The 17237-nt window shown below is 68.6% G+C and carries 16 protein-coding genes; 9 read left to right on the top strand and 7 right to left on the bottom strand.

The features are described 5' to 3' along the window. Positions 1 to 46: 46 nt before the first annotated feature. The 6 genes from gyrB to dnaA form a co-directional block, all read right to left on the bottom strand. Positions 47 to 2116, bottom strand: a complete 2070-nt coding sequence (gyrB, locus tag QFZ71_RS14705; RefSeq protein WP_307668674.1) for a DNA topoisomerase (ATP-hydrolyzing) subunit B — start codon at positions 2114 to 2116, stop codon at positions 47 to 49. A 447-nt stretch (positions 2117 to 2563) separates the two neighbouring features. Then, positions 2564 to 3067: a DUF721 domain-containing protein gene (locus QFZ71_RS14700; RefSeq protein ID WP_307671458.1), complete on the bottom strand. Its 504-nt coding sequence runs from the start codon at positions 3065 to 3067 to the stop codon at positions 2564 to 2566. Between the two features lie 77 nt (positions 3068 to 3144). After that, the gene (gene recF / locus QFZ71_RS14695) at positions 3145 to 4275 is read right to left on the bottom strand and encodes a DNA replication/repair protein RecF (RefSeq protein ID WP_307668673.1); all 1131 of its coding nucleotides are present in this window, start codon (positions 4273 to 4275) and stop codon (positions 3145 to 3147) included. Between the two features lie 117 nt (positions 4276 to 4392). Continuing rightward, on the bottom strand, positions 4393 to 5277 hold the full coding sequence (gene gnd / locus QFZ71_RS14690) for a phosphogluconate dehydrogenase (NAD(+)-dependent, decarboxylating) (protein WP_307668672.1): 885 nt from the start codon (positions 5275 to 5277) through the stop codon (positions 4393 to 4395). Between the two features lie 161 nt (positions 5278 to 5438). Then, positions 5439 to 6569 (bottom strand): DNA polymerase III subunit beta, encoded by a 1131-nt coding sequence (gene dnaN, locus QFZ71_RS14685; protein WP_003967886.1) that lies wholly within the window; start codon positions 6567 to 6569, stop codon positions 5439 to 5441. 1061 nt (positions 6570 to 7630) lie between these two features. Beyond that, entirely contained in the window at positions 7631 to 9493 is a 1863-nt protein-coding gene (gene dnaA / locus QFZ71_RS14680; RefSeq protein ID WP_307668671.1) for a chromosomal replication initiator protein DnaA, read from the bottom strand. A gap of 381 nt (positions 9494 to 9874) precedes the next feature. Here dnaA and rpmH point away from each other — a divergent pair, with 381 nt between their 5' ends. The 9 genes from rpmH (at position 9875) to QFZ71_RS14635 (ending at position 16793) form a co-directional block, all read left to right on the top strand. Beyond that, on the top strand, positions 9875 to 10012 hold the full coding sequence (gene rpmH / locus QFZ71_RS14675) for a 50S ribosomal protein L34 (RefSeq protein ID WP_003967884.1): 138 nt from the start codon (positions 9875 to 9877) through the stop codon (positions 10010 to 10012). Between the two features lie 19 nt (positions 10013 to 10031). Beyond that, a complete protein-coding gene (rnpA, locus tag QFZ71_RS14670; RefSeq protein WP_307668670.1) occupies positions 10032 to 10403 on the top strand; it encodes a ribonuclease P protein component in 372 nt (123 codons plus the stop codon). Continuing rightward, the gene (yidD, locus tag QFZ71_RS14665; RefSeq protein WP_307668669.1) at positions 10400 to 10759 is read left to right on the top strand and encodes a membrane protein insertion efficiency factor YidD; all 360 of its coding nucleotides are present in this window, start codon (positions 10400 to 10402) and stop codon (positions 10757 to 10759) included. Before rnpA ends, yidD begins: the two co-directional genes overlap by 4 nt. Before the next feature lie 3 nt (positions 10760 to 10762). Beyond that, the gene (gene yidC, locus QFZ71_RS14660; RefSeq protein ID WP_307668668.1) at positions 10763 to 12025 is read left to right on the top strand and encodes a membrane protein insertase YidC; all 1263 of its coding nucleotides are present in this window, start codon (positions 10763 to 10765) and stop codon (positions 12023 to 12025) included. A 14-nt stretch (positions 12026 to 12039) separates the two neighbouring features. Continuing rightward, positions 12040 to 12555 (top strand): R3H domain-containing nucleic acid-binding protein, encoded by a 516-nt coding sequence (locus tag QFZ71_RS14655; RefSeq protein ID WP_307668667.1) that lies wholly within the window; start codon positions 12040 to 12042, stop codon positions 12553 to 12555. A gap of 109 nt (positions 12556 to 12664) precedes the next feature. Further along, positions 12665 to 13381, top strand: a complete 717-nt coding sequence (gene rsmG, locus QFZ71_RS14650; protein WP_307668666.1) for a 16S rRNA (guanine(527)-N(7))-methyltransferase RsmG — start codon at positions 12665 to 12667, stop codon at positions 13379 to 13381. Positions 13382 to 13705: 324 nt separating this feature from the next. After that, the gene (locus tag QFZ71_RS14645) at positions 13706 to 14782 is read left to right on the top strand and encodes a ParA family protein (RefSeq protein ID WP_307671457.1); all 1077 of its coding nucleotides are present in this window, start codon (positions 13706 to 13708) and stop codon (positions 14780 to 14782) included. Then, the gene (locus QFZ71_RS14640; protein ID WP_307668665.1) at positions 14779 to 15870 is read left to right on the top strand and encodes a ParB/RepB/Spo0J family partition protein; all 1092 of its coding nucleotides are present in this window, start codon (positions 14779 to 14781) and stop codon (positions 15868 to 15870) included. The genes QFZ71_RS14645 and QFZ71_RS14640 overlap by 4 nt, the downstream gene beginning before the upstream one ends. Before the next feature lie 305 nt (positions 15871 to 16175). After that, positions 16176 to 16793 (top strand): GNAT family N-acetyltransferase, encoded by a 618-nt coding sequence (locus QFZ71_RS14635; RefSeq protein ID WP_307668664.1) that lies wholly within the window; start codon positions 16176 to 16178, stop codon positions 16791 to 16793. A gap of 94 nt (positions 16794 to 16887) precedes the next feature. On the opposite strand, the gene trxA is transcribed toward QFZ71_RS14635, so the two are convergent. Then, a complete protein-coding gene (trxA, locus tag QFZ71_RS14630; protein WP_307668663.1) occupies positions 16888 to 17223 on the bottom strand; it encodes a thioredoxin in 336 nt (111 codons plus the stop codon). Positions 17224 to 17237: the final 14 nt, after the last annotated feature.

Genomic DNA, 17237 nt, shown 5'->3' with positions numbered 1-17237 from the left:
GCTGGTCAAAGTCCTTTCGAGCGGCGGCGTGGCTGGTACGGCCGACTCAGATGTCGAGGAAGCGGACGTCCTTGGCGTTGCGCTGGATGAACGAGCGCCGTGCCTCGACGTCCTCACCCATGAGCACCGAGAACAGGTCGTCGGCCTGCGCCGCGTCGTCCAGCGTGACCTGGCCGAGCACCCGGTGGTCGATGTCCATGGTCGTGACGCGCAGCTCCTCGGCGTTCATCTCGCCGAGGCCCTTGAAGCGCTGGATCGAGTCTTCCCTGATCCGCTTGCCGTTCTGCTTGCCGAGCGCCACCAGGGCGTCGCGCTCGCGGTCCGAGTACGCGTACTCGAAGTCGTCCCGGCCCCACTTGATCTTGTAGAGGGGCGGGCGGGAGAGGTAGACGTGCCCGGCCTCGACCAGCGGCTTCATGAAACGGAAGAGGAAGGTCAGCAGCAGGGTGTTGATGTGCTGGCCGTCGACGTCGGCGTCCGCCATCAGGATGATCTTGTGATAGCGGAGCTTCTCGATGTCGAAGTCCTCGTGGACCCCGGTGCCGAACGCCGAGATCAGCGCCTGGACCTCGGTGTTCTGGAGGATCTTGTCGATCCGGGCCTTCTCGACGTTCAGGATCTTGCCGCGGATCGGCAGGATCGCCTGGTACATCGGGTTGCGGCCGGACTTCGCCGAACCGCCGGCGGAGTCACCCTCGACGATGAAGATCTCGCACTGGGTGGGGTCGTTCGACTGGCAGTCGCTGAGCTTGCCCGGCAGCGAGGCGCTCTCCAGGAGCCCCTTGCGCCGCGTCAGGTCGCGCGCCTTGCGGGCCGCCACCCGGGCGGTCGAGGCGGCGATGCCCTTGCGGATGATGTCGGCGGCCTCGTTGGGGTTCCGGTCGAACCAGTCCGTCAGCTGCTCGTGGACGACCTTCTGCACGAAGGTCTTGGCCTCCGTGTTGCCCAGCTTGGTCTTCGTCTGGCCCTCGAACTGCGGCTCGCCCAGCTTCACCGAGATGATCGCGGTGAGGCCCTCGCGGACGTCCTCGCCGGTGAGGTTGTCGTCCTTGTCGCGCAGCAGCTTCTTGTCGCGCGCGTACCGGTTGACCAGCGAGGTCAGCGCCGCGCGGAAGCCCTCCTCGTGCGTGCCGCCCTCGTGCGTGTGGATCGCGTTGGCGAAGGAGTAGACGCCCTCGGTGTACTGCGTGTTCCACTGCATGGCGATCTCGGCCGAGAGGAGACGGTCCTTGTCCTCGGCCTCGATGTCGATCACCGACTGGTGGATGACGTCGCCCTTGCGGGAGTTGAGGTACTTCACGAAATCGACGATGCCGTTTTCGTAGTGGTACGTGACCGAGCGGGCGGTCTCCTCCTCGGCGGGCTCGGCCGCGTCCACGCTGTCCGCGCCGGCCGTCGCCTTGGCCGACTCGCGCTCGTCGGTGAGCTTGAGGGTGAGGCCCTTGTTGAGGAACGCCATCTCCTGGAAGCGGCGCGAGAGGGTCTCGAAGCTGTAGTCGGTGGTCTCGAAGATGTCCCCGTCGGCCCAGAAGGTGACCGAGGTACCCGTCTCCTCGGTGGCCTCGTGCTGCGCCAGCGGGGCGGTCGGGACGCCGAGCTTGTAGTCCTGGGTCCAGCGGTAGCCGTCGGTCTTGACCTCGACGGCGACGCGGGTGGACAGCGCGTTGACGACGGAGACGCCCACGCCGTGCAGACCGCCGGAGACGGCGTAGCCGCCGCCGCCGAACTTGCCGCCCGCGTGCAGGACGGTCAGCACGACCTCCACGGCCGGCTTGCCCTCGGACGGCACGATGCCGACCGGGATGCCGCGGCCGTTGTCGATCACGCGCACCCCGCCGTCGGGGAGGATCGTGACGTCGATGGTGTCCGCGTGACCCGCCATCGCCTCGTCGACCGAGTTGTCGACGACCTCCTGCACCAGGTGGTGCAGGCCGCGCTCACCGGTCGAGCCGATGTACATGCCAGGCCGCTTGCGGACCGCGTCCAGCCCTTCCAGCACGGTGATCGCGCTGGCGTCGTACGAGGCGGTGACCTCGCCCGGCTCACCGGCTGTGGACGGAATGTTCTCGTTGGGGTTGCCGGAATCGGCCACGAAGCGCCCTTTCTGGCACAGCACAGGCCGTTCTCCGGACAGGCGGGAGCGGCTGCGTCGTTCGGCTTGTATCGACGACTCCCGCCTCAGCGGCGGGATTACTCACCAGTCTACCGGTAGCACTGACATGAGTGGGGGTTTGCCGGTACCTGAGTACGCATGTGCCGCCCTGAATGAGCGGCTGACGACTCCCCATATTCGGGAAGGGGCCCCAAGAGGTCCTGACGGGCTTTGAGCGCTTCGGCCTGTCAACCTCCCGCTACGGTGAGGGACGCTTCAGCCGTACCGTCCGGTTTCCTCCCGCCCAAACCCTGGCGAAAACACCCGAGGATCGCCCCGTACACGACAATTTTGCGCCAAAAGCGCAGCTCAGCGAGGGCGAGTGATGATCGCCACGGAATCTCCACGGAAGCGCCGAAGAACGCCGAACCCGACCGCGGGCTCCCCGGTCCGGCCCGCGTCCACGGGTCCTCACCCGTAGGTGTCCCCCGGCCCCTTGCTGCCCGGCGCCCGCAACGGCCCGTACCGGCGCTCCGGGCCGCCCGGACCGACCACCTTGATCATCCGTACGGTGCCCTGCCCCAGGTCCGCGTTCAGCCGGGCCACCAGCTGCGGAGCCAGCAGCCGCAGCTGCGTCGCCCACGCCGTCGAGTCACAGCTCACGGTCAGCACCCGCGCGTCCGGTGCCTCGTCGTACCGCAGCGGCACGCAGTGCTTCGCCAGGTCCTCGCCGACGATCTGCGGCCACCGGCCCATCACCCCGCCGACCGCCGCGGGCGTCTCCCAGCCACGTTCGGTGATCAGCCGGTTGATCGCGGACCCCAGCGCCTGCGGGTCCCGGCCGTCCGACCGGGCCCCCGACCGCAGCCCGCCACCCCGCCGGGCCTGCTTCTTCTGCTGCGCCGCCGCGCCCCGCGCGCGGGCCTGTTCCTTCGCCGCCCGCAGCGCGACGCGGGCCAGGTCGACCCCGGACACCTCGGGCGGCTTCGGGCTCCCGCCCTCCGGCGTGCCACCGTCCGCGCCCGTCCCGCCCGCCCGCTCGTCCCGGCCGGTCATACGCGCTCCACCTCGCCCGCGCCCACCGCGTACCGCGTCCCCGCCAGCACCCCCGGCACGTCCTCCGCCACCGCGGCCGTCACCAGCACCTGCTCGCCCGGCGCCACCAGCTCCGCCAGCCGCTCCCGGCGGCGGGCGTCCAGCTCGGCGAAGACGTCGTCCAGCACCAGCACCGGCTCGTTGCCCTCGGAGCGCAGCAGCTCGAACGAGGCCAGCCGCAGCGCCAGCGCGTAACTCCACGACTCGCCGTGACTCGCGTACCCCTTCGCGGGCATACCGCGCAGCCCCAGCAGCAGATCGTCGCGGTGCGGACCGACCAGCGTCACGCCCCGTTCGATCTCCTGCTTCCGGACCCCCACGAGCGCCGCGATCAGCTGTTCGTACAGCTCGTCGCGGGTGCGCTCGGGACCCACGCCCTCGCCGACCGAGCTGTGGTACTCCAGCGCCACCGGACCGCCGCCCGGCGCGACGTCCCCGTACGCCTTGTCGGCCAGCGGCTGGAGCGTGGCGACCAGATCGAGCCGCTGCGCCAGCAGCTCGGCGCCCACCCGGCCCAGATGCTGGTCCCAGACGTCCAGGGTGGACAGGTCCATCGAGCGACCGCCGTGCCGCCTGGCCATCGCCGCGGACTTCAGCAGGGTGTTGCGCTGCTTGAGCACCCGCTCGTAGTCGGAGCGGACCCCGGCCATCCGCGGCGAGCGCGCGGTGACCAGCTCGTCCAGGAACCGCCGCCGCTCGCCGGGATCGCCCTTGACCAGCGCCAGGTCCTCCGGCGCGAACAGCACCGTCCGGACGATGCCCAGCACATCACGCGGTCTGACCTGCGAGGACCTGTTGATACGGGCCCGGTTGGCGCGGCCCGGATTCAGCTCCAGCTCGACCAGCTGCGAGCGCTCGCCCTGCGTCACCGCCGCGCGGATCACCGCCCGCTCCGCGCCCATCCGCACGAGCGGGGCATCCGAGGAGACCCGGTGGCTGCCGAGGGTGGCGAGGTAGCCGACAGCCTCGACCAGATTGGTCTTGCCCTGCCCGTTGGCCCCCACGAACGCGGTGACGCCCGGATCGAGAGGGACCTCGACCCGGGCGTACGAGCGGAAGTCGGCCAACGAGAGATGGGTGACGTGCATGATGTCCGACCTCTCCCATGGGTGCTTCCGCTTCGCAGGCTGCCGCGCCGTGCGGCGCGTCGTGGCGCGGCCTGTTCGCGCCTGCCGGACGCCGACGCCCGCGCGTCGGCGTCCCGCTCAGTTCTCGGACTTGGACTCGACCGCGTGGCCGCCGAACTGGTTGCGCAGCGCGGCGATCATCTTCATCTGCGGGGAGTCGTCCTGGCGCGAGGCGAACCGCGCGAACAGCGACGCCGTGATCGCGGGCAGCGGCACCGCGTTGTCGATCGCGGCCTCCACCGTCCAGCGGCCCTCGCCCGAGTCGGCGGCGTATCCGCGGAGCTTGTCCAGGTGCTCGTCGTCGTCGAGCGCGTTGACCGCGAGGTCGAGCAGCCAGGAGCGGATGACCGTGCCCTCCTGCCATGAGCGGAAGACCTCGCGCACGTCGGTGACGGAGTCGACCTTCTCCAGCAGCTCCCAGCCCTCGGCGTACGCCTGCATCATGGCGTACTCGATGCCGTTGTGGACCATCTTCGCGAAGTGGCCGGCGCCGACCTTGCCCGCGTGGACGGAGCCGAAGTCGCCCTCGGGCTTCAGCGCGTCGAAGATCGGCTGGACCTTCGCCACGTTCTCCTCGGTGCCGCCGTACATCAGGGCGTAGCCGTTCTCCAGGCCCCAGACGCCGCCGGAGACGCCGCAGTCGACGAAGCCGATGTCCTTGAGGCCCAGCTCGACGGCGTGCTTCTCGTCGTCGGTCCAGCGCGAGTTCCCGCCGTCGACGACGACGTCGCCGGGCGAGAGCAGTTCGGCCAGCTCGTCGATCGTGGACTGGGTCGCGGCGCCGGCCGGCACCATGACCCAGACGACCCGCGGGCCCTTCAGCTTGCCCACAAGCTCTTCGAGACTGTGGACATCGGCGACATCCGGGTTGCGGTCGTAACCGATGACGGTGTGGCCTGCGCGGCGGATGCGCTCACGCATGTTGCCGCCCATCTTGCCGAGGCCGACGAGACCGAGCTCCATCAGAGATTCCTTAAGCGTCGTGGCGATAAGCGTCGGGGCATCTGCACCCGTGTCCGAGCCTACGCCCGGCCGGGGACAGCACGGCGGGCCCGCTCCGCGCCGAGCGGGCCCGCCGGAAACTGCCGCGGAAAGGTCCCCCGGACGGCCGGGGGCAGGCGGGATCAGCCGGAGAGGCGCACCGGCATGATCAGGTACTTGTACGCGTCGTCCGCCTCGGCGTCGACGGCCGGGCGGCCGCTGAGCAGGGCGGGCTTCGTGGAGGTGGTGAACGAGAGCTGGGCGACCGGGGAGTCGATCGCGCTCAGTCCGTCCAGCAGGAACGTCGGGTTGAAGGCGATCGAGATGTCGTCGCCCTCCAGCACCGCGTCGACCCTCTCCACAGCCTGTGCGTCGTCGCTGGAACCGGCCTCCAGGATGAGGACACCCTGTTCGAAGCTGAGCCGTACGGGGGTGTTGCGCTCGGCGACCAGGGCCACACGCTTGACGGCCTCGACGAAGGGGGCCGTCTCGATCACCGCGACGGAGTTGAACTCGGTCGGGAACAGCGTGCGGTACTTCGGCAGGTCGCCCTCGAGCAGCCGCGTGGTGGTGCGGCGTCCGGCGCCCTCGAAACCGATCAGTCCCTCGCCCGCACCGGAGCCGGAGAGCGCCAGGGTGACCGTGTCACCGCTGGTGAGGGCCTTCGCGGTGTCCAGGAGCGTCTTGGCGGGCACCAGGGCGACCGCCGAGGCGTCCGCGTTCTCCGGCTTCCACAGGAACTCGCGGACCGCGAAGCGGTAGCGGTCGGTGGAGGCGAGGGTGACCGTGTCGCCCTCGATCTCGATGCGCACACCGGTGAGCACGGGCAGCGTGTCGTCACGGCCGGCGGCGATGGCGACCTGGGCGGCGGCCGAGGCGAAGACCTCGCCGGGGACGGTTCCCGTGGCGGTCGGCATCTGCGGCAGCGCCGGGTACTCCTCCACAGGCAGTGTGTGGAGGGTGAAGCGCGAGGAGCCGCAGACGACCGTGGCGCGCACACCGTCGGTGGAGATCTCCACCGGGCGGTTGGGGAGGGCGCGGCAGATGTCGGCGAGCAGCCGGCCGGAGACGAGCACCGTGCCGTCCTCGTCGATCTCCGCGTCGACGGAGACCCTGGCGGAGACCTCGTAGTCGAAGCTGGAGAAGCTGAGCGCACCGTCCTCGGCCTTCAGCAGAAGACCCGCGAGAACGGGCGCCGGCGGACGGGCCGGGAGGCTGCGGGCCACCCAGGCCACCGCCTCCGCGAGTACATCGCGCTCCACCCGGATCTTCACCGGAACCGCCTCCTGCTGTTGCTCGCTCGCCCTGCTGGCCTTCGTCGTCTGGACCGGAGCCCACGGCCGAGTCGGCGGAGGCTCCGGGGTCCAGTCTGACGTACGGCACCGACAGCCGTTGCTGCTCGGGGTCAAGTCGGGCCAAGAAGTCCGCGACGGTCGCCGGTCGAGTTGTACACAGGCCCCACTTCGAAGCGGATTCCTGGCTAACTCTGAGTGGTAGTAGTAGTAGGCCCTGTGGAAACCGTGGATAACGTCGTTTGCGCAGGTCAACGACTGTTTTTTGTCCACCGGTCCTGTGGGCGGCATCCGTGGACAACCGGGCCTATCTGTGGACGGGCGAAAGTTCTGCACACCCGATGCACAGGAGGGGGCTACTTCTCCCCAGCGCTGTCCCCAGCTTTACCCCCGTTCCCCACAAGCCAACCCAGCACCTTGGTGTGACGCCTTTCACTCCGGGCGGTGAGAGCGGGTGTCGCGTTGCCGAACAGTGGACAGGGGTGTGGAGAAGCTGGGGACAACCTGGCCCTGCCTGTGGGCCGCCGGTGGACAACATCGAGGACCCCCTGTGGAAGAAGAATCTGTCCACAGGCTGTGGATGATCGTTGACCACAAATCCCCAACCACGTGACCTGGCCTGATGGAGTATCGGCAGCGCGTCCTGTGGACGCAATATGGACAACTTCCCAGTCCCCGGGCTGTGGACGGAAAATACTTCGCACATCTGTGGAGAAGCCCCTCTGAGCAGTACGTATTCGAACAACGCGGTCGGATCGGGGAGCTCGTCACGGAGTTCCGGCACCGCACAGAAGCGCTGCCAAGGGCTCCCGGATGCCCGTGGCGGGGTCCGGACAGGCACCGTGTACGGACTACGCGTCGGAGCCTGAGGCCTCGGGGACGCGAAAAAGCGCCTGCCGCGAACCGTGGAGGTCCGCGACAGGCGCCCTGGGAAGAGGACTCCGGGAGTCCGGCTGCTCAGAAGGCCAGAAGCCCGGTTGTCCTGCTGTCCTGCTGTCCTGCTGTCCGGGAAGGGGGGTGCCCCGCCGTGCCGAGAGCCGGTGTCAGCCGTTCTTGATGCGGTTGGTCAGTTCGGTGACCTGGTTGTAGATGGAGCGGCGCTCCGCCATCAGCGCCCGGATCTTCCGGTCCGCGTGCATGACCGTCGTGTGGTCGCGGCCCCCGAACTGCGCACCGATCTTCGGCAGCGAGAGGTCGGTCAGCTCGCGGCACAGATACATCGCGATCTGGCGCGCCGTCACGAGCACCCGGCTGCGCGACGATCCGCAGAGGTCGTCCACGGTGAGCCCGAAGTAGTCCGCGGTCGCCGCCATGATGGCCGGCGCGGTGATCTCCGGGGCCGCTTCCTCGCCGCCCGGGATCAGGTCCTTCAGCACGATCTCCGTCAGCCCGAGGTCCACCGGCTGCCGGTTCAGCGAGGCGAAGGCGGTCACCCGGATCAGCGCGCCCTCCAGCTCACGGATGTTGCGCGAGATCCGCGAGGCGATGAACTCCAGTACCTCCGGCGGGGCGTTGAGCTGCTCCTGGACCGCCTTCTTGCGGAGGATCGCGATCCGGGTCTCCAGCTCGGGCGGCTGGACGTCGGTGGTCAGGCCCCACTCGAAGCGGTTGCGCAGGCGGTCCTCCAGCGTCACCAGCTGTTTCGGCGGCCGGTCCGAGGAGAGCACGATCTGCTTGTTCGCGTTGTGCAGCGTGTTGAAGGTGTGGAAGAACTCCTCCTGCGTCGACTCCTTGCTCGCCAGGAACTGGATGTCGTCGACCAGCAGGATGTCCACGTCGCGGTAGCGCTTGCGGAAGGTGTCGCCCTTGCCGTCGCGGATCGAGTTGATGAACTCGTTGGTGAACTCCTCCGAGCTCACGTACCGCACCCGCGTCCCCGGGTAGAGGCTCCGCGCGTAGTGCCCGATGGCGTGCAGCAGGTGGGTCTTGCCGAGTCCCGACTCCCCGTAGATGAACAGAGGGTTGTACGCCTTCGCGGGCGCCTCGGCCACGGCGACGGCCGCGGCGTGCGCGAACCGGTTGGAGGCCCCGATGACGAAGGTGTCGAAGAGGTACTTCGGATTGAGCCGGGCGTGCGGTTCGCCGGGGCCCGGCGCGGGGGCCGGCTGGGCGCCCATCGGGCCGGGGACCGAGCCGCCGGTCCGTCCGGGACCGTGGCCGGGGCCGCCCTGGCGGTGCTGCGGCTGCTGGTCCTGCCGTTCGGGGCGCTGCTGGTCGTACCCCTGGCGCTCGGGCGGCTGCGACCGGTAGTCGTGCTGGGGCCGCCCGGTGCCGTACGGCTGCCACTGCTCGGAGGACTGCTCCCGGTACTGCTCGTTCTCCCGGTACGGCTCGCTCCCGCGGTACGCGTCGCTTTCGCGGTACGGCTCGCCGGACGGCTGCTCGCGGTCCTGGTAGCCGCTGTGCCGGGGTTGCTGCCAGGAGAGGTCGTCCTGGGTACGCGGCCAGGCGCCGGGCTCCGGACGCTGCTGCTGGTAGTCGGGGTAGGCGGGCCGGGCCGTCGGCATGCCGTCGTCGGACGACCGCTGGTCGTAACCGTCGTACGAGTCACCCCGCCCGGAGTCGTCGCGCGGCTGCGGTGGGTAGCGGTGGCCCTGCTGGCTCTGGTGCGACGGGGGCGCCGGCGGCTCGCCCGCGGAGTCGTCGACGGTGATGGCGATCCGGATGGGGCGGCCGCACTCGCGGGTCAGCGTCTCGCTGATGAGCGGTGCGAGCCGGGTCTCCAGGACGCGCTTGCCCCATTCGTTGGGGACGGCCAGCAGCGCGGTGTCGGCGACGAGTGCCAGCGGCTGACAGCGCTCGATCCACTGCTTGTCCTTCGGCTCGATGCCCTGCTGGCCCTCCCCGAGGAGTTGCTCCAGCACTCGTGGCCACACTGCGGCAAGATCGGCAGGTACGTCAGCCACAAGGCACGCTCTCTCGCATGTCCCACGAATGTGTGGTTCTCGGGACGGGATGGGTCGGGTCGGGTGAGGCCCGGCAGTCGGGAAGGAAAGGAACCGGAGTTCAGCCACGGTAGTCAGGCCGACCCGCACGGTTCAAGTTGTTGTCCACAGGCTGTGCACAATGAGGCCTCGCGTGAGGCCGGTTTGACCGGATGGCGCAGCCGCGCGTACCGTGACCAGGTCGAGTTGTCGATGGCTGCTGCCGCCTGCCTCCGATGGGCAAAGATCACGATCTGTGATTGTGAAGCGGTGCACTAAGGCGTTTACGCGAGTTCCTCGTGGGCGCACGGTGACAGCCAGGCGATGTCCCGCCAAGACACACATCATTTCTGGAGCCCCCGAGTGAGCAAGCGCACCTTCCAGCCGAACAACCGCCGTCGCGCCAAGACCCACGGCTTCCGTCTGCGCATGCGTACCCGTGCCGGCCGCGCGATTCTCGCGAACCGCCGTGGCAAGGGCCGCAGCAGCCTGTCCGCCTGATCGCTTACAGGTCCATGACGTGCTGCCTACCGAGAATCGGCTGAGGCGGCGCGAGGACTTCGCGACCGCGGTACGACGAGGACGTCGAGCCGGACGTCCGCTGCTCGTCGTCCATCTACGCAGCGGTGCAACGGACCCGCACGTGTCGGGGGAGAGTGTTCCCCCGCCGCGTGCGGGTTTCGTTGTCAGCAAGGCCGTGGGGGGAGCCGTCGTCCGCACCGCGGTGAAGCGGAAGCTTCGCCACCTGGTCTGCGACCGGCTGGCTCAGCTGCCCCCCGGTAGCCTTGTTGTCGTACGGGCGCTGCCCGGTGCGGGCGACGCCGACCATGCACAGCTGGCCCGAGACCTGGACGCCGCTCTTCAGCGGCTGCTGGGAGGGGGCGCGCGATGAAGTACCCGCTGCTTGCTCTCATCAAGCTGTATCAGTGGACGATCAGTCCACTCCTCGGTCCTGTCTGCCGCTATTACCCGTCGTGTTCCCACTATGGATATACGTCGATCGACAGGCACGGTGCCATCAAGGGAACAGCGCTGACGGCCTGGCGCATCCTGCGGTGCAACCCGTGGTCGCCCGGTGGCGTGGATCATGTTCCGCCTCGCAGGCGTCCGCGGTGGCACGAGCTGCTGCGCAACGCCCTGCGCGGCCACAAGGGCGGGGAGTCCGCCGCTGATGTGCGGCCCGGGAGTTCGGTATCCGAGCCTCCGAGCCCGGCCGCAGAGACCTCGCCCAATGCTCAAGGAGCCTGATTAGTGGACACGATTGCCAGTCTGTTCAGCTTTATCACCACACCTGTCTCATGGATCATCGTCCAGTTCCACAAGATCTACGGGGCGCTCTTCGGCGATGACTCCGGCTGGGCCTGGGGCCTGTCGATCGTGTCCCTGGTGGTGCTGATCCGGATCTGCCTGATCCCGCTCTTCGTGAAGCAGATCAAGTCGACCCGCAACATGCAGGTGCTCCAGCCGAAGATGAAGGCGATCCAGGAGCGCTACAAGAACGACAAGCAGCGTCAGTCCGAAGAGATGATGAAGCTGTACAAGGAGACGGGTACGAACCCGCTCTCCTCGTGCCTTCCCATCCTGGCGCAGTCCCCGTTCTTCTTCGCCCTGTACCACGTGCTGTCGTCCATCGCCTCGGGCAAGAAGATCGGTGCGATCAACCAGGACCTCCTGGACAGCGCGCGTGAGGCGCACATCTTCGGCGCCCCGCTGGCCGCCAAGTTCATGGACAGTGCCGACAAGGTCGCCTCGCTCAACGCCGACCTGCTGGACGTCCGGATCGTCACCGCGATCATGATCATCATGATGTCGGCCTCGCAGTTCTTCACCCAGCGCCAGCTGATGACGAAGAACGTCGACCTGACGGTGAAGACCCCGTACATGCAGCAGCAGAAGATGCTGATGTACATCTTCCCGGTCATCTTCGCCGTCATGGGCATCAACTTCCCCGTCGGTGTCCTCGTGTACTGGCTGACCACCAACGTCTGGACCATGGGTCAGCAGATGTACGTGATCAACCAGAACCCGACGCCGGGCAGCAAGGCGCAGGACGCGTACCTCCAGCGACTCCTCAAGAGCGTGACCTCCCACGGCGAGGTGCGGGGCCGCACCCGGCGCAAGATGGTCAAGGCGATCGTCGCCAAGGGTGCCGACCGCAACGACATCGAGCGCAAGTTCATCACCGGCCTCGCCAAGCTGGGTCTCGCGGCCCAGGAGGACGGCACGGTGCAGAAGAGCGAGACCGCGGTCACCGACGCCGAGAGCCAGGCGCACAAGCGTCAGCAGCCCAAGCGCCAGACCAAGGCGAAGCGTCAGACCACCGGCCACGCGACTGCGGGGGCCAAGGACACGGCATCCTCGGAGACCGGTTCCAAGACCTCGCTCCAGAAGCAGGACGCACCGCAGGACAGCAAGCCGAAGTCGGCGGACAAGCCCGCCTCCGGCTCCTCACGCCAAGCCAAGTCCGGACAGCGCAAGGGCCCGCAGCGGCCCAAGCACCCGTCCAAGAAGTAAGAAGGAGTCCATCCGTGACGGAAGGCACCACCTCCACGGCGCCCACCGAGGCCGGCAGCGACACCCTGACCCGCCTGGAGCAGGAGGGTGAGATCGCAGCCGACTACCTTGAGGGCCTGCTCGACATCGCCGACCTCGACGGCGACATCGACATGGACGTCGAGGCGGACCGGGCCGCAGTGTCGATCATCAGCGAGTCGGCACGCGACCTCCAGAAGCTCGTGGGCCGCGACGGTGAGGTCCTGGAGGCGCTCCAGGAGCTGACGCGGCTGGCCGTTCACCGGGAGACCCGCGACCGCAGCCGGCTGATGCTGGACATCGGCGGCTTCCGGGCCAAGAAGCGCGCGGTCCTCGCGGAGCTGGGTGCCAAGGCCGCGACCGAGGTCAAGAGCTCGGGCCAACCGGTGAAGCTGGACCCGATGACGCCGTTCGAGCGCAAGGTCGTGCACGACGCGATCGCCGCCGCCGGCCTCCGGAGCGAGTCGGAGGGCGAGGAGCCGCAGCGCTTCGTCGTCGTACTCCCGGCCTGACCGGACCCTTGTACTGTCGGCCCCGTCTGTTCGCAGGCGGGGCCGCATGTGTCAGCTTGATAGTCGGCCACCAGACAGGCCCTAGGGCGGTACGGAAGGACGGTCCCCCGTGACGGAGGCAGCAGAGCTTCCCCAGGCACCTGCGGAGGCGCAGGCGGTGTTCGGAGAGCTCTTCCCGGAGGCTGTCCGGTACGCCGAACTGCTGGCGGATGCCGGAGTCAAGCGTGGCCTGATCGGGCCGCGTGAGGTTCCCCGGCTCTGGGAGCGGCACCTGCTGAACTGTGCCGTGCTCTCCGAGGTCGTGCCCGAGGGGGTCACCGTCTGCGATGTGGGCTCGGGCGCGGGCCTGCCCGGCATTCCGCTCGCGCTGGTACGCCCGGATCTCAAGATCACGCTGCTGGAGCCGCTGCTCCGGCGGACGAACTTCCTCCAGGAGGTCGTCGAACTGCTGGGCCTGGACCATGTGACGGTCGTACGTGGGCGGGCCGAAGAGGTGCTGGGCACGCTGCAGCCGGTGCAGGTGGTGACCGCGCGTGCGGTGGCGCCGCTGGACCGGCTCGCGGGCTGGGGCGTGCCCCTGTTGAGGCCCTACGGCGAGATGCTCGCGCTCAAGGGCGACACCGCCGAGGAGGAACTCAACGGTGCCAGGGCGGCGCTGAGCAAACTCGGCGTGGTGGAGACCGAAGTGCTCCAGATCGGAGAAGGTGTGGTCGACCCGCTGTCCACCGTGGTCCGTGTCGTGGTGGGCGAGAGTCCGGGTGGTGTGAGGTTCGCCGCAAAGAGGGCCAAGGCCGCCCGCACGGGGCGCACCCGTAGGCGTCGCTGAGGGCGTCGTAGGCCCGCGCCGCCGTCCTGCGGAGGCGATCGGTCGAGGCAGATATGCGGGCTTCGTTACCGGTTGGGCCACTTAGCAGCGTTTCTGCCGGAAAGTGGCGATCCCCCCTCATCGCGGAGTGTCGTGGCCTGCTAGTTGCCGCGCAGGGGCATCGTGTTTCACGTGAAACGTCGCTCTCTGCTGCAGGGAATCATCGGGCGCGGGCGTGCGTCCGCCACGCCGCGCGACCGCAAGCCCGGACGGGTGGCCGAGTTGTCCACACGCACGGATTCATCCACAGAACAGCGGGCCTCGCTGGTTCACGACCCCGAAAGCATGGCAGGCTCTGTTCATTGCGAGCCTGAAGTCGAGGAGAGTGAATCCTTGCGGTCCGACGCCAACATCGCGGGACCGATGACCGACCCGGTCCCCGGTCCCCGAACCGAGTCCCTGGGTGAGGGTGTTTCACGTGAAACACCGCCGCCGATGGGCGACACCCCCATCGGCCGTGCCGCTCAGCTGGCGGTCGAGGCCCTCGGCCGCGCCGGCGAAGGGCTGCCCCGCCCTGACCGCACCCGCGTCATGGTGGTGGCCAACCAGAAGGGCGGGGTCGGCAAGACGACCACGACGGTCAACCTTGCCGCTTCTCTTGCTCTTCATGGCGCCCGCGTTCTGGTGGTCGACCTCGACCCACAGGGCAACGCCTCGACGGCTCTGGGGATCGATCACCACGCCGACGTCCCCTCGATCTATGACGTCTTGGTGGACAGCCGCCCCCTCTCCGAGGTGGTTCAGCCCGTACCGGACGTGGAGGGTCTCTTCTGCGCCCCCGCCACCATCGATCTCGCCGGTGCGGAGATCGAACTGGTCTCGCTCGTGGCGCGGGAGAGCCGCCTGCAGCGGGCCATCCAGGCGTACGAGCAGCCGCTGGACTACATCCTCATCGACTGCCCGCCCTCGTTGGGTCTGCTGACGGTGAACGCCCTGGTGGCGGGAGCCGAGGTGCTGATCCCCATCCAGTGCGAGTACTACGCACTGGAAGGCTTGGGGCAGCTGCTGCGCAACGTCGACCTGGTGCGGGCTCATCTGAACCCGGAACTGCACGTCTCGACGATTCTGCTGACGATGTACGACGGTCGGACGAGGCTCGCCTCCCAGGTCGCCGAGGAGGTTCGCACCCACTTCGGCAAGGAGGTGCTGCGGACGAGCATTCCGCGGTCGGTGCGCATCTCGGAGGCGCCCAGCTACGGGCAGACCGTCCTGACCTATGACCCGGGATCCAGCGGGTCGCTCTCGTACCTCGAAGCCGCCCGCGAAATCGCTCTGCGGGGCGTCGGGGTGCACTACGAGGCTCAGCCCGCCCACACGAGCAATCAGAACAGCCAGCAGAACATTTCGGAGGGCATGCAGTGAGTGAGCGCCGTAGAGGACTGGGACGTGGGCTCGGTGCGCTGATCCCCGCCGCCCCTCAGGAGAAGCAGGTCTCGGCGGCCGGCGGGGGCGCGGCCTCGTCCGGCGCAGGTCCGGTGCTGACAGCGGAGCGCGGGGTGGCCGCGGCCAAGGTCGCCGGGCTGCCGTCCTCGCCGGTGGTGCCGGAGCCGGCGTCCGCTCCTGAGAAGCGGGCCGAGCAGGGTGTCGGGACGTCCGGTGCCTACTTCGCCGAGCTGCCGGTCGGGGCGATCACCCCGAATCCGCGCCAGCCCCGTGAGGTCTTCGACGAGGACGCCCTGGCCGAACTGGTCGTCTCCATCAAGGAAGTCGGCCTGCTCCAGCCGGTCGTCGTCCGCAAGGTGGGCGCCGACAGCTATGAGCTGATCATGGGTGAGCGCAGGTGGAGGGCCTGTCGTGAAGCGGGTCTGGAGCGCATTCCCACCATCGTGCGCGCCACGGATGACGAGAAGCTCCTGCTGGACGCGTTGCTGGAAAACCTTCACCGGGCTCAGCTGAACCCGTTGGAGGAGGCTGCCGCGTACGACCAGCTGCTCAAGGACTTCAAGTGCACCCATGACGAGCTGGCTGACCGGATCGGCCGCTCGCGTCCGCAGGTGTCGAACACTTTGAGGCTCCTGAGGCTCTCGCCGCCGGTGCAGCGCCGGGTCGCCGCCGGTGTTCTTTCAGCCGGGCACGCCCGCGCCCTGCTGTCCGTGGACGATTCCGAGGAGCAGGACCGGCTGGCCCACCGCATTGTGGCCGAGGGTCTTTCGGTGCGTGCGGTCGAGGAGATCGTGACGTTGATGGGCTCGCGCCCGTCCAGCTCTCCGAAGTCCAAGGGACCGAGGGCCGGGGGGCGCCTGTCCCCGGCCCTGACCGACTTGGCTACCCGTCTGTCCGACCGCTTCGAGACCCGTGTGAAGGTCGACCTGGGGCAGAAGAAGGGCAAGATCGTCGTCGAGTTCGCTTCGATGGAGGACTTGGACCGGATTCTCGGAAGCCTCGCCCCGGGCGAGGGGCGGGTGCTGGAGCGCCGGCTCGCGGAGACGTCCGAGGAGGACGACGGCTGAGCACCGCGGGCTCTGTGCGAGGGCGGGTCGTGTTCCGGCGTTGACCGGAACACGACCCGCCCTTTGTTCTCTCTCGGTGTCCGTATCACCTCTGGGTGGATACGATGCGATCTGGGACGGCGTATCCACGGTGATCGACCTCGGAGGAGGGCGGAGACCTTGCCAAGAGTGAGCCGCAGTCGGCTTGTCACGGTGGGGCTGGGCCTGGGAGCCGTCGGGGGATTCGTCGGCAGCCTGGTCCGTGAACGGAGCACGCTGGCAGCCGCACGTGGTGCGGCGGGTGGAGGAAGTGAGGAATCGCCGTCATGGGGCGCCGACTCGTACCACTCACCTTGGACAACCTCCCGGATCTCCCAGAGCGTTGCCGCTCATGCGTCTTCTGGGAGCTTGACCCGGTCAGCGGGGAAGCCGCGGTAAAGGCGGGCAAGCCGGGGCTGGAGAAGGAAGCCTGGATCTCCGCGGTGCTTCTGGAGTGGGGCTCCTGCGGTCGTGTGGTCTATGTGGACGATGTGCCGGCCGGCTTCGTGCTCTTCGCCCCGCCCGCGTACGTTCCTCGCTCGACGGCGTTCCCGACCAGTCCGGTCTCCCCCGACGCCGTCCAGCTGATCACCGGGCTGATCGTCCCGGAGTATCAGGGACAGGGGCTGGGCCGTGTCATGGTGCAGACCGTGGCCAAGGACGTGCTGCGCCGGGGGTTCAAGGCGATCGAGGCGTTCGGGGACGCGCGGTCGGAGTCGTCCTCCTGCGTGCTTCCGGCAGATCATCTGCTGGCCGTCGGCTTCAAGACCGTGCGGCCCCACCCCGTCCATCCCCGTTTGAGGCTGAACCTGCGGACCACTCTGTCCTGGAAGGAGGACGTGGAGTTGGCACTCGACCGGCTTCTGGGGGCGGTCCAGAAGGAGCCGGTTCTCCGCCCACTGTGAGGCCGGGCCGCTGAGGGGCGTCATACGAAACGGGCCCACCCTGAGGGGTGGGCCCGTTTCACGTGAAACATCGCGCCGTGGCGCTGCCGAGCTGTCAGGCGGGGGCGATGAAGCCTTCGAGGTCGCGGAGGATCGCGGCCTTCGGCTTGGCGCCCACGATGGTCTTGGCGACCTCGCCGCCCTGGTACACGTTCAGGGTCGGGATGGACATCACGCCGTACTTGGCGGCGGTGGCCGGGTTCTCGTCGATGTTGAGCTTGACGATCTCGATCTGGTCGCCGTGCTCGGCCGCGATCGCCTCCAGCGAGGGGGCGATCTGGCGGCACGGGCCGCACCAGGCAGCCCAGAAGTCCACCAGAACAGGCTTGGCGCTCTTGAGGACTACCTCGTCGAAGGTGTCATCCGTAACGTGCTTCAGGTCGCCGGCCACGGCGGCCTCCTTAG

Source organism: Streptomyces sp. V2I9 (genome assembly GCF_030817475.1).
Classification (GTDB): Bacteria; Actinomycetota; Actinomycetes; order Streptomycetales; family Streptomycetaceae; genus Streptomyces.
The sequence above is the reverse complement of the archived record's forward strand: the minus strand, read 5'-3'. Positions and strand labels throughout refer to the sequence as shown.

Excerpts from the sequence above, each read along its gene's own strand:
- recF (WP_307668673.1), bottom strand. The coding sequence starts at position 4,275 with ATGCACGTCACCCATCTCTCGTTGGCCGACTTCCGCTCGTACGCCCGG.
- gnd (WP_307668672.1), bottom strand. The coding sequence starts at position 5,277 with ATGGAGCTCGGTCTCGTCGGCCTCGGCAAGATGGGCGGCAACATGCGT.
- yidD (WP_307668669.1), top strand. The coding sequence starts at position 10,400 with ATGAAGTACCCGCTGCTTGCTCTCATCAAGCTGTATCAGTGGACGATC.
- QFZ71_RS14645 (WP_307671457.1), top strand. The coding sequence starts at position 13,706 with ATGGCAGGCTCTGTTCATTGCGAGCCTGAAGTCGAGGAGAGTGAATCC.
- QFZ71_RS14635 (WP_307668664.1), top strand. The coding sequence starts at position 16,176 with ATGGGGCGCCGACTCGTACCACTCACCTTGGACAACCTCCCGGATCTC.